Below are 13684 nucleotides of genomic sequence, written 5' to 3'. Positions count from 1 at the left end.
GACCGATTAAGTTCTGTCGTTGATTGGGATCATTGCGGCGTCAGGGATGCAATCCCGCGGCATCGGGATCGGCCCTTGCCACCTGATTGAGCCGTTCAAGTCGAGCCTGGTGCGTCGCCCGGTCAATCGGAAATCGCCGGACGACGAATGCGGTCATTCCCGCCAGCACGGCAATGCTGGCGCAATAGGCAAGACTGAGGCGATATGTCACTTCCGGCGCGACGGCATCGGGGGCGGTGTTGGGTTCCAGTCCTGCAAAGCTCAGCAGCAGCCCGGTACAGAACACGCCAAGCCCGCCTGCACACTTCGAGGCAAGGAATGCGCCTGCCGACAGTGTCCCTTCCGACCTTCGCCCGGTCTGTTCCTCGGACGCCTCCACAACATCCGCAACCATGGACCACAAGGTCATGGTGCCGGTGACGGTGAAGGTGTTCGAAAGCAGAGTGCATGCAAACATTCCCCCCAGCGACAAGGTAGAACCGTCTGCTGCCCACAGACCCAGCCAGCGCAACAGTAGCGGGCCTGCCCAGAAGATCATGCCCAGCGGCGCCATCCGCATGACTGTCCCCGCCTTGCCCCAGCGCAGTTGAGCGCGTCCGACGAGCAGCGATGCTCCCACGACGCTGGCGAAGAGCAGGAATGGGAAGGCCTGCAAGGCGGTTGGCGTGAATTTCCAGACGTAGAGGTAAAGGTAGTTGGACAAGGCAAACGTGATGCCCTGCGCGGTCAGCGCCGCTGCAATGCCTGCCATCACGATGAGGCAGGCAGGATGTGAGAAGCTCTCGCGAATTTCGCCCAGAGAGGCGAGGGCGCTCTTCCCTGTCGCCCGCCGTTCCGGTGGCCAGCCGGCAACTGCCCGATGTTGCCCGAATGCCGAAACCAGCACGCAAGTCACCATCAGCGCTGCGCCGAACAGGCCGAAGTTGCGATAACCTTCGCGTGCCAGCATCGCGTCGGGCAGGAACACGCCATAGGCGAGCAAAAGCATCAGCAGCCCGCCCCCCCATGAGAACAGGAAGCGGAAGCGTGTCAGGCGCGTCCTCTCGTCGTAGTCACGGCTGATCTCGGCAACCAAGGCTGCAGACGGAACTTCGCACATCGCCACCAATGCGCGCACGATGATGGCTGATGCCAGCAACACGGCAAAGCTCGGCTCCCCGATCGGAGACCACAGGAATATCCAGGCAAGCCCGAGAGGGATTGGCGCGACATACAGGTAGGGCAATCGCCTGCCCCAGGCGGTTCTGGTACGATCGCTGAAATGCCCTACTATCGGGTCGATCAACCCGTCGAAGACCAGCGCGATCAGGAGGGCCAGGCTGACCAGCCGCGCGTCCATGCCAAGGACCTGATTGTAGAACAGCAGCAGGAACGTGGCGAAGCCATTGTCCTTCACGCCATAGGCGACACTGCCCAACCCGTTCGCCAGGGCGAGCCGGGTCGGCACGCGGCCTTCGATCGGGATCATGCAGCCTTTCCGCTGTCGACCATCTGCTGAAGCGCGTCGAACAGGCCCGGCATATTCGGATCCCAGCTATGACGCGGCCCGATGGTGATCCCGCCATCGACGATGAGCGATGTACCCGTGACAAAGCCCGCCGCCTCGCTGGCGAGGAACAGCACGGCTTGCGCAATGTCGTCAGGCTGTCCGCCGCGCGCCACCGGCTGCGCCTGCTGCGACATTGCGGCAATCGCGCCCTTGGCCTGCGCCTCCAGTTCGGCGGGCATATCCAGCGAAGCGGTGAAGATGTTGGTGTTGATGAAGCCCGGCTGGACCGCGTTGACCCGGATCTGGTGCTTGGCAAGGTCGGCCGCGGCGACCTTGGTCAGGTGCAGGACGCCAGCCTTGGCGACCGCATAGGCAGTGGGCGAATAGCCCGGGCCGACTGCGGCAACGCTTGAAGTATTGACGAACGATGCGCCCTTGCGCCCGATCATGTGGGGGACGGCGTAGCGGATGCCGAATGCGACCGAACGCAGCAGCAGGTCCATCGTCCGATCCCAGCCTTCGGGCTCGATCTCGTCGATCGGGGCTCTGTCGCCGCCAGCGCCTGCGTTGTTGAAGACCGAGTCGATGCCGCCGGTTTCTGCCGCGGCGCGGTCCATCAGGGCCTTGATGTCCTCGCAACGCGTGACATCGCAGCGGGCAGTGACGACTTTGCCATTGGATGCGCTCGCCGTCGCCAGAAGGCCGGCCTCGTCGATGTCGGCAGCGTAGACCGTTGCCCCCTCGGCCGCAAAAGCGATCGCGCTCGCCCTCCCGATTCCCGAAGCTGCGCCGGTCACGACGACCGTCTTGCCGTTGAATCGCATCCCTCTCTCCAGCGTTCTTATGTCGTTTTACGTTTACGTCAGCTTAGGCGCGAAAGACCGTCCGTCAATGGCGATGGGGTTTACGCTACGGCAAGCGGCACTTGCCCGAAAGCGCAGGAAAGGCGCCGCAAATCCGCCCTTGCCAGACCATCGCGACTCGCCTTAACCTTCCGATTAAGAGAGGAGCATAACCATGTCAGACCTTGATGCTTTCCGCGCGGAAATCCGCGCATGGCTTGAAGAGAACTGCCCTGCCGAAATGCGCGAGCCCGTCCGCGACGAGGGCGACGTCTGCTGGGGCGGACGCAACTTCAAGTTCAAGAACGAGGCGCAGAAGACCTGGATGGAGCGCTGCGCAGCCAAGGGATACACCGTGCCCGATTGGCCCAAGCCCTATGGTGGCGCCGGCATGTCTCCGGCCGAGGCGAAGATCTGGCGCGAGGAATGCGCCCGCATCGGCGCCCGTCCGCCGCTGTCCAGCTTCGGCATCTGGATGCTCGGCCCCGCGCTGCTGAAGTTCGGCACGGAGGAGCAGAAGGTTCACTACCTCAACCAGATCGCCCGCGGCGAAATCCGCTGGTGCCAGGGCTATTCGGAACCCGGCTCGGGCTCGGACCTCGTCAGCTTGCAGACTTTCGGCGAGGACAAGGGCGATCACTGGGTCGTCAACGGCCAGAAGATCTGGACCTCTTATGCTGATAAGGCTGACTGGATCTTCTGCCTTGTCCGCACCGACAAGACCAACAAGTACCAGGGCATCAGCTTCCTGCTGTTCGACATGACCACCCCGGGCGTGACGACCAAGCCGATCAAGCTGATCAGCGGCAATTCGCCGTTTTGCGAAACCTTCTTCGACAACGTCGTGGTGCCGAAGAACCAGATAGTCGGAGAACTGAATCGCGGCTGGGACGTCGCCAAGTACTTGCTCGGGCATGAGCGCGAGATGATCTCGGGTGCGGGCGGCGGCGATCGCCTCAACGCCATCGGCGCGATCGTTGCCCGTAACGGTCTCGAAGACCCGATCCTGCGCGCCGACCTCGCCATGTTCGATGTCGATGCCTTGGCCTATGCCTGCATGGGCGAGAAGTTCCTGGATGAGGCCAAGGTCGGCCGTGCCCATCCCGCGCAGCCCAACATGATGAAGTATGCCGGCACTGAACTGAACAAGCGCCGTCACGAACTGCTGATGTCGGCAGGCGGAGCGACGGCACTCGAATGGGAGAGCGAGCGCACCAATGGCGGCTCCCCGTCGCGTTCGTGGCTGCGCACCAAGGCCAACTCGATCGAGGGCGGCACCAGCGAAGTCATGCTCAACGTCGTTGCAAAACGCATCCTCGAACTGCCGGGAGCCTGATCGATGCCCCTTTTCCACACCGAAGATCAGGCCATGCTGGCCGAAAGCGTCACCGGCTTCATGGCCGATGAAGGCGGCATCAAGAAGCAGCTGCGCCACTATCGCGACATGAACTGCCAGGATGGCTTCGGCCATGCCCTGTGGAAGCAGTTCGCCGAGATGGGCCTCACCGGCATGCTTGCTGCCGAGGCCGATGGCGGTCTGGCGATGGGCCACGTCGAGGCAGGCATCGTCCTGCGCGAAATCGGTCGCAACCTTACCCCTTCGCCATTCCTGACCACCTCGGTCATGGGCGTGACGGCGCTTGCGGGCGGATCGGACGAGCTGCGCGGCCGCTGGCTCCCAGGGGTAATCGCCGGCGACAGTGTATTGGCCGTAGCGGTCGACGAAGGTCCGAAACATCGCCCCGAACGCATCGCCTGCAAGGCCGAAAAGGCTGGTAACGGCTTCCGCCTTCAGGGCAGCAAGGCCTTCGTCGTGCATGGAGCCTCGGCTGACGCGATCATCGTCGCTGCGCGCACGTCGGGCAGCGATACCGACAACGACGGCATCACGCTGTTCGCCGTACCCAAGGACGCATCGGGCGTGTCCCACGAGAACCTGCGCCTCGTCGACAGCGCGATGGCCAGCAACGTCACCTTCGACAGTGTCGAACTCGATGGCGATTGCGTTATCGGCGAAGTCGATGGCGGTCGCGAGCTGCTGAACAAGGTTCTCCGTGCAGGCCGCATCGGCGCTGCTGCCGAACTGACCGGTGTCGGGCAGGGGGCATTCGACATCACCACCGCCTACCTCAAGACGCGCAAGCAGTTCGGCCAGCTGATCGGAGAATTCCAGGCGCTTCAGCACCGCGCCGCGCACCTCTATTCCGAGCTGGAAATCGCCGAAGCCGCCGTGATCAAGGCGCAGCAACTGCTCGACGGCAATTCGGAGAAGGCCGACCTCATGGTTTCGGTTGCCAAGGCCAAGGCGGCCAAGGCCTGCAACCTCTCGGTTCGCGAAGGCGTTCAGATGCATGGCGGCGTCGGCATGACCGACGAATACGACATCGGCCTCTACATGAAGCGCGACCGTTCGCTCGCCGAGTTCATGGGCGACCAGTATTACCATGCCGAGCGCGTGGCCCAGCTTAGCGGCTATTGATGCAATCGCCCTCTCTTCGGCAGGGGAGGGGGACACGACCCGGGAAACGGGCGCGCAGGGGAACGACAACATGGATTTCAGCAAGCTTTTCAGCCTTGAAGGCCGCATTGCGGTCGTGACTGGTGGTTCGCGCGGGATTGGCGAGATGATCGCCGAAGGCTTCCTCGCCGCAGGTTGCGAGCGGGTGTACATCACCGCTCGCAAGGCTGCTGTGGTCGAGGAAACCGCCAGCCGCCTTGGCGATCGGTGCATCGCACTGCCCGGTGACATTTCCAACGTCGCCGGCATTGAACAGCTCGCCGCAGACCTTGCTGGCCGCGAAAACAAGCTCGACATTCTCGTGAACAACGCGGGCGCTGCCTGGGGCGCAGACTTCGAGGATTTTCCCGAAGTTGGCTGGGACAAGGTCATGGACCTGAACGTCAAGACGCCGTTCTTCCTCACTCAGAAGCTGCACGGACTGCTAAAGGCCGCCGCCAGCAAGGAACAGCCCGCCAAGGTGATCAATATCGCCTCGGTCGATGGCCTGCGTCTCAATGCTTGGGAGACCTACAGCTACCAGGCATCAAAGGCTGCCGTCATCCAGTTGACCAAGCGCATGGCGGCGCGGCTGATCCGGGACCAGATCGTCGCAAGCTGCATCTGTCCAGGAGCTTTCCCATCAGAGATGAACAAGGCTGCGGCGAAGAATCCCGAAGCCTCTGCCAAGGGCATCCCATCCAGGCGGATCGGCACGATTGAAGACATGGCCGGGGGCGCGATCTTCCTCGCCAGCCGCGCGGGCGACTATGTCGTCGGCACGCCGCTGCCGATCGATGGCGGTATCGTCAACGGCTGGATTCCTGAGAATGCCGTGGATCCATCGGGGCATTGATGGCGCTGACACTTGCGCCCCCGCGAAGGCGGGGACGCAAGTGTTGTTACGGAATTTTGGAGTCAAACGGCTGAGGTCCCCGCCTGCGCGGGGACGCAACACTTCCAGATGAGATACTACCCCCGCATCAACCCACGCACGAAGTCGATCAGCCCGGTCTGGCGCGTGCGCTTCATGCGCTCGGCGGCAAGGATCTCGCGCACCTTGTCGAAGCAGCCCTCAACGTCGTCGTTGATCACGACGTAATCGTAACCGTCCCAGTGGCTGATCTCGGCCTGTGCCCGGTCCATGCGCGCCGCGATAACCTCGGCGCTGTCGGTGCCGCGTCCGGTCAGGCGGCGGCGCAGTTCATCGAGGCTCGGCGGCAGGATGAACACGCGCACCACGTCGGCCTGCGCTTTCTGGTACAGCTGCTGCGTGCCCTGCCAGTCGATGTCGAACAGGACGTCTCCGCCCGCTTTCAGCCGGTCGCGAATGTGCGCCTTGGGTGTGCCATAGCAATTGCCGAAGACCACTGCCCATTCATAGAACTCGTTCGCCTCGACCATGCGGTCGAACTCGGCCTTGTCGACGAAGTAGTAGTCCTTGCCCTCGACTTCGCCAGGCCGCATCGGCCGCGTCGTCACGGAAACGGATGCCGCAATCTCGTCATCTTCGGCGAGAAGCTTGCGCGCGATCGTCGTCTTGCCGGCGCCGGAGGGCGAGGACAGGATGAGCATCAGGCCCCGGCGGTGCAGGGTGTCGTCGTCTTGGGACTCGTGGACCATGTGCGCTAGTGGCGCATCGGTTCCCGCCCGGTCAAGGGGGGACGGCTCCGATCAGCCCTTCTTGCCGCGCTCGGCCTGTTCCTCGATTGCCGCTTCGCCAGCTGCCTCGGCGGTTCTTCTACGGCGGCGATCGTAAAGCGTCTTGGCGAGAAGACCACCCCCGACAACGATCGCGCCGGGAACGGAGCGGGTTGCAACCCGGGCGATGGCAGTCCCGACCAGAGTCTGCATCATCGTGCGCCCCTGGATCACACGACCCGCCTTCTTTGAACCCATCTTCGTCCCGATCAGGCCTTTTTCAACGCCACGGCGAAGCAACGAGCCCCCGGCGCGGAGGGCAATATCGGCCAGGATCAAGTTGGTCATCGGGTTGGGGCTGGGGGCAGGCACCTTATCAGCGGCATCCTTGGCCGCATTTGTCAGCTTCTTGCCCTTCTTAGCCATGCCCTTGCCTTCTGTCAGCGGGGCGTTGTGCCCCTTACTTCTTCTTGCCGAAATCGACAGTGACGACGTTCGATCCGTCCTCGGTCCGCTCAACGGCAGGCGTGTCGGCTTGTTCCGGCGAATCGTTTTCGGCAGGCTCGACAGGTTCCGCCTCGTCATCGACAACTGCCTGGAATTGCAGACCGAAATCGACTGCTGGATCGACGAAAGCCGTGATTGCCGAGAACGGAATCACCAGAGTCGAAGGGATCTGATTGAATGAAAGGCCAACGCTGAACTGATCTGCCTCGACCTTGAGGTCCCAGAACTTGTTCTGGAGCACGATCGTCATCTCGTCGGGGAAGCGTTCGCGCAGGCGCTGCGGAATGTCCACGCCCGGAGCGCCGGTCTTGAAGGTGATATAGAAGTGATGGGTGCCCGGCAGCATCCCGCCGCCCGCTGCCACTTCGCCCAGCACGCGTCCGACAACGGCGCGCAGCGCCTCCTGCACGATTTCGTCGTAGGGGATCAGGCTGTCAGGTGCATCGCTCATGCCGCCACAACTGACCGCCCCGGCCCTTCGGGTCAAGTGGGGACGGACATTGATTCTAAACCGGAGCGGCGTATAGGCGCTTTCCCATGCGCACCGGATCGATCACGCGAAAGACCGAGGAAACCGACATTGCCGTGTCGGTGAACCTCGATGGCACCGGCACCTACAAGGTGGAAACGGGCATCGGCTTCCTCGATCACATGATCGAGCAGTTCAGCCGGCACTCGCTGATCGATATCGAATGCCGGGTGAAGGGTGACCTCCATGTCGACCAGCACCACACCACCGAGGACAGCGCCATCGCGCTCGGCCAGGCCATCTCGCAGGCGCTGGGCGACAAGAAGGGCATAACCCGGTACGGCCACACCTATTCGCCGATGGACGAGGCGCTGAGCCGCGTCGCGCTCGATATTTCGGGCCGTCCGGTGCTGATCTGGAAGGCCTCATTCACGCAGCCTCGCTTGGGCGAGATGGATACCGAGCTGTTCGAGCACTGGTTCCAGTCGATCAGCCAGGCAGCCGGCATCACGCTGCACATCGAAAGCCTCTACGGCTCGAACAACCACCACATCATCGAGGGCATCTACAAGGGCTTTGCCCGCGCGATGCGTGCAGCGATCACCATCGATCCGCGCAAGGCCGATGCCGTCCCTTCGACCAAGGGCATTCTCGGTGGCTGATACCCTCGCGCTGGTCGATTACGGCGCGGGCAATCTGCGCTCCGTCGCCAACGCCCTCAAGGCAGCCGGTGCCGAAGGCGTGGTGGTGACGGCCGATCCCAATGTCGTCCGGGCCGCGGATCGTATCGTCCTGCCCGGCGTCGGTGCCTTCCGCGCCTGCATCTCGGCGCTTTGCGCTGTGCCCGGCCTTGTCGAGGCAATGGAAGAGCGCGTCCTCGTCGGCGGTGCTCCTTTCCTCGGCATCTGCGTCGGCATGCAGCTTCTGGCGGATCGCGGCATCGAGTTCGGCACGACCGACGGGCTTGGCTGGATCGGGGGCGAAGTCCGCGTAATCGAACCCGCCGATCCGTCGATCAAGGTGCCCCACATGGGCTGGAACGATGTCGCGCCGATGCCGCACCAGGGCGGTGCCGAACTGCTCGAGCCCGGCGAAGCCTATTTCCTGCACTCCTACCACTTCGTGCCCGAAGAGGGCACGCACGTGGCGGCGATGAGCGATCACGGCGGCGGGATCGTCGCCGCCGTCGCGCGCGACAATATTCTCGGCGTGCAGTTCCACCCGGAAAAAAGCCAGTCCTACGGCCTGTCGCTGCTCAATCGCTTCCTTGAATGGAAGCCCTGACAGGTTAGCCTGAGGGAACTGTAACACGCGCCCAGACCTTTCCTTCCTTTGAAGGAGGCCCTGCCGCATGACCACGTTTCCGTTCGACCGCCTGGTATTCACGCCCTTCATGGTGGACCTCGCGCAGTCACCGTTGCGCGGCCACTTCGATGCGGAAACTTACGTTCTGGGGGCCTTCAACCCCGGCATGACGGTCCTGCCGAACGGCAACCTGCTCTTCATGGTCCGCGTGGCCGAGGCGCTGCGCCAGCCAATCCGCGATGGCAAGGTCCATGCGATTCGCTGGCACGACGGGGGCTATGTTCTCGATGGCTGGCCGCTGGAGCTTGCCGATACTTCGGACCCTCGCAAGTTCCTTCTGCATGGTGGCGGCTGGAAGATCATGGCGCTGACCTCCCTGTCATGGCTGTTGCCGGTCGAGATGTCGGCCGACGGGCTTGATGTCATCGCAATCCACTATGACAAGGCCATCGCGCCGCAAGGTTCGTTCCAGTGCTACGGCATCGAGGATGCCCGCATCTCGCGCATGCGCGAGGGCGCCTATCTGATGACCACCTGCTCGGTCAGCCCGGAACGACACTCGACCACGCTCTATTCCTCGGAAGATGGCCTGAACTGGCATTTCGAAGGCATCGCTCTCGATCATCAGAACAAGGACATGTTGATCTTCGAGGGCCTTGTTCACGGCGAATACTGGGCACAGACCCGCCCTTTGGGCGACCTCTACTTCGCCTACCCGCCTGGCAGCGAATGGCGCTCCGGCCCCTCGATCAACCTTGCGACTTCGCCGGATGCCCTTCACTGGCGTCCTCGCCTCGAACCAGGCATTCGTCCGCATGCTGGTACCGCCGCAACGGCGCGCATGGGTGGTGGCACCCCCCCGATCCTCACGGAGATTGACGGTCAGCGTGGCTGGCTTACCCTCTGGCACGGCGTCGAACCGAAGGAGATCGTGGGCATCTACCGTACCTACTGGACCCTCCTCGACCCGGAAGAGCCATGGAAGACCATCGGCGGCAGCCACACCCCGCTGCTGGAGCCCAACCCGGAACTCACCCGACCGCTCGAGGACCTGCTCTACTTGCGCGATGTCGTGTTCACGACCGGCATCGCTGAGCTGGAGGATCGCTACATCGTCGCCTCGGGCGAGGCCGATCTTGCCTGCCGCATCACCCATGTGCCCAAGGAAGCCTTCCGTTCGGCGTAATCCGCTGCTAGGCGCGCGGTCCATGATCGTCTTTCCCGCCATTGACCTGAAAGCTGGCCAGGTCGTTCGCCTCGCCGAAGGAGACATGGACCGCGCCACGGTCTACGGCGATAACCCCGCCCATCAGGCCAGCCTCTTCGCCGAGGCCGGTTCGCAGTACCTCCACGTCGTCGATCTCGACGGTTCGTTCGCCGGTCGCGCCGAGAACCGCGAGGCGGTGGAGGGAATCCTCAAGTCGTTCCCCGGCCACGTCCAGCTCGGCGGCGGCATCCGCACGCGTGAGGCGGTCTCGGGCTGGTTCGACGTCGGTGTCAGCCGGGTCGTCATGGGCACGGCTGCGCTCAAGGACCCGCAGTTCGTCAAGGACATGGCAAAGGAGTTCCCCGGCGGCATCGTCGTCGCGGTTGACGCACGCGACGGCATGGTCGCCACCGAGGGCTGGGCCGACGTGTCCGACGTCTCGGTCGTCGATCTCGCCCGCCGCTTTGAGGATGCGGGCGTTGCCAGCCTGCTCTTCACCGACATCGGACGCGACGGCCTGCTCAAGGGCGTGAATCTTGACGCCACCGTCGAACTCGCGCGCCGCGTCGACATTCCCGTGATCGCCAGCGGCGGCGTCAAGGGCATCGACGACATCCGGATGCTCAAGATTCATGAAGCCGACGGCATCGAAGGTGTCATCACCGGCCGTGCGCTGTTCGAAGGCAAGCTCGATCTTGCGGCTGCCATTGCGATGGCCGAGGCCTGACATGACCGTCCGCGTCCGCGTCATCCCCTGTCTCGACGTCGCCAATGGCCGCGTGGTCAAGGGCGTCAATTTCGTCGACCTGCGCGATGCCGGCGATCCGGTCGAGCAGGCGCGCGCCTATGACAAGGCCGGGGCGGACGAGTTGTGCTTCCTCGACATCTCCGCCAGCCATGAAGGCCGCGGCACCCTGCTTGATGTCGTCGCCCGGACTGCGGAAGTCTGTTTCATGCCGCTGACAGTCGGCGGTGGGGTGAGGGCAGTCGAGGACGCCCGCGCCCTCCTCCTCGCTGGTGCCGACAAGGTCGCGGTCAATTCCGCCGCCGTCGCCCGTCCCGAACTGGTGCGCGACATTGCCGAGAAGTTTGGCGCGCAGTGCGTGGTTGGCTCGGTCGATGCGCGACGCACCGGGTCGGGCAAATGGGAGATATTCACCCACGGCGGGCGCAAGGCAACTGGCATCGACGCGCTGGCCCACGCCGTGAACCTTGCCACGCTGGGCGCGGGCGAACTGCTCGTCACTTCGATGGACGGTGACGGGACGCAAAAGGGCTACGACCTGGAACTGACCCGCGCCATCGCTGATGCCGTGCCGGTCCCGGTGATTGCCAGCGGTGGCGTCGGCAGTCTCGAACACCTTGTCGCAGGTGTAACCGAAGGCCATGCCAGCGCGGTGCTGGCGGCATCGATCTTCCACTTCGGAACCCACTCGATTGCAGAAGCCCACGCCGCGCTGCGGGCTGCAGGTCTGCCAGCACGCTCCTGAGTCCCAAGATGGGTCATTAACCATTTGTTATAAGGGATTTTACCGAATCACGCGGTCTGGCATTGGGTTGGGGTTAACAACTCAAGGTCGCTTGCCCTGTGCTTCGTATCGGTACCATCCTTCTTGCGGTCCTCGCGTCGGTCTCTCCGTCGCTGGCGCAGTCGGCCGGCATCTCGATTCCCGAACCGACTGACGGCGCACTCTTCGCCTTGGGGCTCGTCGGTCTCATCGTCGGCCGCCAGATCGCCAAGCGCCGGGGTTGACCGCACCGCCCGTTCCGCGCCATTGCGCTGCCCATGGAACACGGTGAAATCCTCGCCCGGCTCGAAGCCACGATAGCCCAGCGCCGCGCGGGCGATCCTTCCGCCAGCTATGTTGCCAAGCTCAATGCCAAGGGTATCGCCAAGATAGCCCAGAAGGTTGGCGAGGAGGGGACGGAAACTGTCATTGCTGCATTGGCTGGGGACCGCAAGGAACTCGTCGGCGAAGCGGCGGACCTCATCTTCCACCTGATGGTGCTGCTCTCCGCCAAGGACGTGCCGCTCGCCGAAGTGCTTGCCGAACTCGAGCGGCGCGAAGGCACCTCGGGCATCGCTGAAAAAGCCAGCCGGAGCAACTGACATGACCGTTGATGCAACGCTCCCCTACGACGACCAGAACATCTTCGCCAAGATCCTGCGCGGGGAGATCCCCAACCGTACGGTTTATGAAGACGATTATGCGCTGGCATTTCACGACATCAACCCGCAAGCGCCGACCCACGTCCTGGTGATCCCCAAGGGCGCCTACGTGTGCTGGGACGATTTCTCCGAGAAGGCTTCGGAGGCCGAAATCGCCGGCTTCGTCCGCGCAGTCGGCAAGGTAGCGCGTGATCTCGGTCTGGTGGCTCCGGGCTATCGCCTGCTCGCCAACACCGGCACCAACAGCCATCAGGAAGTGCCGCATCTGCACGTCCACCTCTTTGCCGGCCAGCCGCTTGGCCCGATGCTGGTGCGCTGAACGGGGGGAACACGGGGGTAAGGCGTTAACCACCCCTTGCCCTTCGACTCGTCGCAAGGGTAGGGTCACCGCCGAATGTCCGTTCCGCTTGCACCTTCCGGCCTGTTCGATGGCCCTCAGCACCTTTACCCGGTCCGCGTCTACTTCGAGGACACGGACCTTTCGGGCGTAGTCTATCACGCCAATTACCTGCGCTGGTTTGAACGTGCCCGCTCCGACATGCTGCGCCTGCTCGGCATAGACCAGCGCGCTGCGCATGAAGCGGGCGAGGGCGCCTATGCCGTCAACGAGATGGACCTGCGTTATCTGCGCCCCGCCAAGCTTGATGATGAGGTCATGGTCCACAGCCACGTCGCCGAACTTTCCCCAGCCACCTGCCGAATCGTGCAGCGTGCGTTCAGGGACGGGACGCTTCTGTGCGAGGCGAGGGTGCGCGTTGCCTTCGTCGCGCCGAATGGTCGCCCCCGCCGCCAGCCGCGCGAATGGATGGCCGCTTTCCAGACAATCACAACTGCTCCCGAAGGACAGGATACCGCATGATTCTCCCGATGCTCGCTAATGGCGTTGCCTTCGCGCCGACTTCGCTCAACCCCGTGCAGCTGTTCCTCGATGCAGACTATGTCGTCCAGGGTGTCATGGTCGGGCTCGTGCTCGCCAGCATCTGGACGTGGACGATCATCATCGGTTTTTCGCTGAAGATGGGCAGCGTCCAGAAGGGCTGTGACAAGTACGAGCGCGAATTCTGGGAGGCACGCGACATCGACCAGTTCCAGAAGGACAACAAGGGCCGCGATCTGCCTTCGGCGCGGGTTGTCAATGCAGCGCTCGTCGAATGGCGCCGCTCCACCTCGGGCAAGGCCATCGATCGCGAAGGCACGCGCCAGCGTTTGACCACGGCGCTCGATGGCGCAGTCGTTACAGAAACAGACGTGCTTGCCAGCCGCCTCAATTTCCTCGCGACCGTCGGCTCGGTGGCCCCATTTGTCGGCCTCTTCGGTACTGTCTGGGGCATCATGGACAGCTTCTTCAACATCGGTGCGCAGCAGAACTCTTCGCTTGCCGTCGTCGCGCCCGGCATCTCCGAGGCGCTGTTCGCCACCGCCATCGGTCTGTTCGCAGCCATTCCCGCCGTCATCGCCTACAACCGCTTTTCGCATCGCGTGAACCGCTTCGAGACCCGCCTCTATCGCTTCGCCGACCGCTTCCACGCCTCGCTCAGCCGCGAACTGGAGGCCTGA

General features: G+C 63.4%; 18 protein-coding genes. 13 read left to right on the top strand and 5 right to left on the bottom strand.

Features of this window, described 5'->3' with window-relative positions; translation table 11 throughout:
* Positions 1-40 precede the first annotated feature (40 nt).
* Positions 41-1468, bottom strand: a complete 1428-nt coding sequence (locus AX703_RS01955) for an MFS transporter (RefSeq protein WP_062342279.1) — start codon at positions 1466-1468, stop codon at positions 41-43.
* On the bottom strand, positions 1465-2313 hold the full coding sequence (locus AX703_RS01950) for an SDR family NAD(P)-dependent oxidoreductase (RefSeq protein WP_039332778.1): 849 nt from the start codon (positions 2311-2313) through the stop codon (positions 1465-1467). Before AX703_RS01950 ends, AX703_RS01955 begins: the two co-directional genes overlap by 4 nt.
* Positions 2314-2506: 193 nt before the next feature.
* Between AX703_RS01950 and AX703_RS01945 the strand changes: the two genes are divergently transcribed.
* The 3 genes from AX703_RS01945 to AX703_RS01935 all read left to right on the top strand — a co-directional run bounded on the left by AX703_RS01945 (position 2507) and on the right by AX703_RS01935 (position 5684).
* Complete coding sequence (locus AX703_RS01945; protein ID WP_062342277.1) at positions 2507-3667, top strand: acyl-CoA dehydrogenase family protein; 1161 nt, start codon at positions 2507-2509, stop codon at positions 3665-3667.
* 3 nt (positions 3668-3670) lie between these two features.
* Positions 3671-4810 carry an acyl-CoA dehydrogenase family protein gene (locus tag AX703_RS01940; RefSeq protein ID WP_062342275.1) on the top strand — a complete coding sequence of 380 codons (1140 nt, stop codon included), beginning with the start codon at positions 3671-3673 and terminating at the stop codon, positions 4808-4810.
* Between the two features lie 70 nt (positions 4811-4880).
* Positions 4881-5684: an SDR family oxidoreductase gene (locus tag AX703_RS01935; protein ID WP_039332784.1), complete on the top strand. Its 804-nt coding sequence runs from the start codon at positions 4881-4883 to the stop codon at positions 5682-5684.
* Positions 5685-5800: 116 nt separating this feature from the next.
* On the opposite strand, the gene gmk is transcribed toward AX703_RS01935, so the two are convergent.
* From gmk to AX703_RS01920, 3 genes are read right to left on the bottom strand one after another with little or no spacing between them, the layout of a single operon-like run.
* Positions 5801-6451, bottom strand: coding sequence for a guanylate kinase (gene gmk / locus AX703_RS01930; protein WP_062342273.1), 651 nt, complete (start codon positions 6449-6451; stop codon positions 5801-5803).
* Between the two features lie 51 nt (positions 6452-6502).
* A complete protein-coding gene (locus tag AX703_RS01925) occupies positions 6503-6895 on the bottom strand; it encodes a hypothetical protein (RefSeq protein WP_062342271.1) in 393 nt (130 codons plus the stop codon).
* A 34-nt stretch (positions 6896-6929) separates the two neighbouring features.
* Complete coding sequence (locus AX703_RS01920; RefSeq protein WP_062342268.1) at positions 6930-7427, bottom strand: SspB family protein; 498 nt, start codon at positions 7425-7427, stop codon at positions 6930-6932.
* Positions 7428-7513: 86 nt separating this feature from the next.
* Between AX703_RS01920 and hisB the strand changes: the two genes are divergently transcribed.
* The 10 genes from hisB to tolQ all read left to right on the top strand — a co-directional run bounded on the left by hisB (position 7514) and on the right by tolQ (position 13684).
* Positions 7514-8107, top strand: coding sequence for an imidazoleglycerol-phosphate dehydratase HisB (gene hisB, locus AX703_RS01915; RefSeq protein ID WP_039332791.1), 594 nt, complete (start codon positions 7514-7516; stop codon positions 8105-8107).
* Positions 8100-8729, top strand: coding sequence for an imidazole glycerol phosphate synthase subunit HisH (gene hisH / locus AX703_RS01910; protein WP_039332793.1), 630 nt, complete (start codon positions 8100-8102; stop codon positions 8727-8729). The genes hisB and hisH overlap by 8 nt, the downstream gene beginning before the upstream one ends.
* 67 nt (positions 8730-8796) lie before the next feature.
* On the top strand, positions 8797-9936 hold the full coding sequence (locus AX703_RS01905) for a glycosidase (protein WP_062342265.1): 1140 nt from the start codon (positions 8797-8799) through the stop codon (positions 9934-9936).
* Between the two features lie 22 nt (positions 9937-9958).
* Positions 9959-10684 carry a 1-(5-phosphoribosyl)-5-[(5-phosphoribosylamino)methylideneamino]imidazole-4-carboxamide isomerase gene (gene hisA, locus AX703_RS01900; RefSeq protein ID WP_039332797.1) on the top strand — a complete coding sequence of 242 codons (726 nt, stop codon included), beginning with the start codon at positions 9959-9961 and terminating at the stop codon, positions 10682-10684.
* Position 10685: 1 nt separating this feature from the next.
* Positions 10686-11447 (top strand): imidazole glycerol phosphate synthase subunit HisF, encoded by a 762-nt coding sequence (gene hisF / locus AX703_RS01895; protein WP_039332799.1) that lies wholly within the window; start codon positions 10686-10688, stop codon positions 11445-11447.
* Between the two features lie 98 nt (positions 11448-11545).
* A complete protein-coding gene (locus tag AX703_RS27145) occupies positions 11546-11710 on the top strand; it encodes a hypothetical protein (RefSeq protein ID WP_156135729.1) in 165 nt (54 codons plus the stop codon).
* A gap of 33 nt (positions 11711-11743) precedes the next feature.
* Complete coding sequence (locus AX703_RS01890) at positions 11744-12067, top strand: phosphoribosyl-ATP diphosphatase (protein WP_039332801.1); 324 nt, start codon at positions 11744-11746, stop codon at positions 12065-12067.
* Between the two features lies 1 nt (position 12068).
* Positions 12069-12446 carry a histidine triad nucleotide-binding protein gene (locus AX703_RS01885; protein ID WP_062342263.1) on the top strand — a complete coding sequence of 126 codons (378 nt, stop codon included), beginning with the start codon at positions 12069-12071 and terminating at the stop codon, positions 12444-12446.
* A gap of 75 nt (positions 12447-12521) precedes the next feature.
* A complete protein-coding gene (locus AX703_RS01880; protein ID WP_062342261.1) occupies positions 12522-12986 on the top strand; it encodes a YbgC/FadM family acyl-CoA thioesterase in 465 nt (154 codons plus the stop codon).
* The gene (gene tolQ / locus AX703_RS01875) at positions 12983-13684 is read left to right on the top strand and encodes a protein TolQ (RefSeq protein ID WP_062342253.1); all 702 of its coding nucleotides are present in this window, start codon (positions 12983-12985) and stop codon (positions 13682-13684) included. Before AX703_RS01880 ends, tolQ begins: the two co-directional genes overlap by 4 nt.

Origin of the sequence: Novosphingobium sp. CCH12-A3, assembly GCF_001556015.1 — a bacterium.
GTDB lineage: Bacteria > Pseudomonadota > Alphaproteobacteria > Sphingomonadales > Sphingomonadaceae > Novosphingobium > Novosphingobium subterraneum.
The sequence above is the reverse complement of the archived record's forward strand: the minus strand, read 5'-3'. Positions and strand labels throughout refer to the sequence as shown.

What these genes read in the sequence shown, in the direction of transcription:
- AX703_RS01920 (WP_062342268.1), bottom strand. Translation starts at nt 7,427, where the DNA reads ATGAGCGATGCACCTGACAGCCTGATCCCCTACGACGAAATCGTGCAG.
- AX703_RS01940 (WP_062342275.1), top strand. Translation starts at nt 3,671, where the DNA reads ATGCCCCTTTTCCACACCGAAGATCAGGCCATGCTGGCCGAAAGCGTC.
- AX703_RS01890 (WP_039332801.1), top strand. Translation starts at nt 11,744, where the DNA reads ATGGAACACGGTGAAATCCTCGCCCGGCTCGAAGCCACGATAGCCCAG.
- AX703_RS01885 (WP_062342263.1), top strand. Translation starts at nt 12,069, where the DNA reads ATGACCGTTGATGCAACGCTCCCCTACGACGACCAGAACATCTTCGCC.
- hisF (WP_039332799.1), top strand. Translation starts at nt 10,686, where the DNA reads ATGACCGTCCGCGTCCGCGTCATCCCCTGTCTCGACGTCGCCAATGGC.
- AX703_RS01950 (WP_039332778.1), bottom strand. Translation starts at nt 2,313, where the DNA reads ATGCGATTCAACGGCAAGACGGTCGTCGTGACCGGCGCAGCTTCGGGA.
- AX703_RS01935 (WP_039332784.1), top strand. Translation starts at nt 4,881, where the DNA reads ATGGATTTCAGCAAGCTTTTCAGCCTTGAAGGCCGCATTGCGGTCGTG.
- AX703_RS01905 (WP_062342265.1), top strand. Translation starts at nt 8,797, where the DNA reads ATGACCACGTTTCCGTTCGACCGCCTGGTATTCACGCCCTTCATGGTG.
- tolQ (WP_062342253.1), top strand. Translation starts at nt 12,983, where the DNA reads ATGATTCTCCCGATGCTCGCTAATGGCGTTGCCTTCGCGCCGACTTCG.
- AX703_RS01925 (WP_062342271.1), bottom strand. Translation starts at nt 6,895, where the DNA reads ATGGCTAAGAAGGGCAAGAAGCTGACAAATGCGGCCAAGGATGCCGCT.
- AX703_RS01880 (WP_062342261.1), top strand. Translation starts at nt 12,522, where the DNA reads ATGTCCGTTCCGCTTGCACCTTCCGGCCTGTTCGATGGCCCTCAGCAC.
- AX703_RS01955 (WP_062342279.1), bottom strand. Translation starts at nt 1,468, where the DNA reads ATGATCCCGATCGAAGGCCGCGTGCCGACCCGGCTCGCCCTGGCGAAC.
- hisA (WP_039332797.1), top strand. Translation starts at nt 9,959, where the DNA reads ATGATCGTCTTTCCCGCCATTGACCTGAAAGCTGGCCAGGTCGTTCGC.
- hisB (WP_039332791.1), top strand. Translation starts at nt 7,514, where the DNA reads ATGCGCACCGGATCGATCACGCGAAAGACCGAGGAAACCGACATTGCC.
- gmk (WP_062342273.1), bottom strand. Translation starts at nt 6,451, where the DNA reads ATGGTCCACGAGTCCCAAGACGACGACACCCTGCACCGCCGGGGCCTG.
- AX703_RS01945 (WP_062342277.1), top strand. Translation starts at nt 2,507, where the DNA reads ATGTCAGACCTTGATGCTTTCCGCGCGGAAATCCGCGCATGGCTTGAA.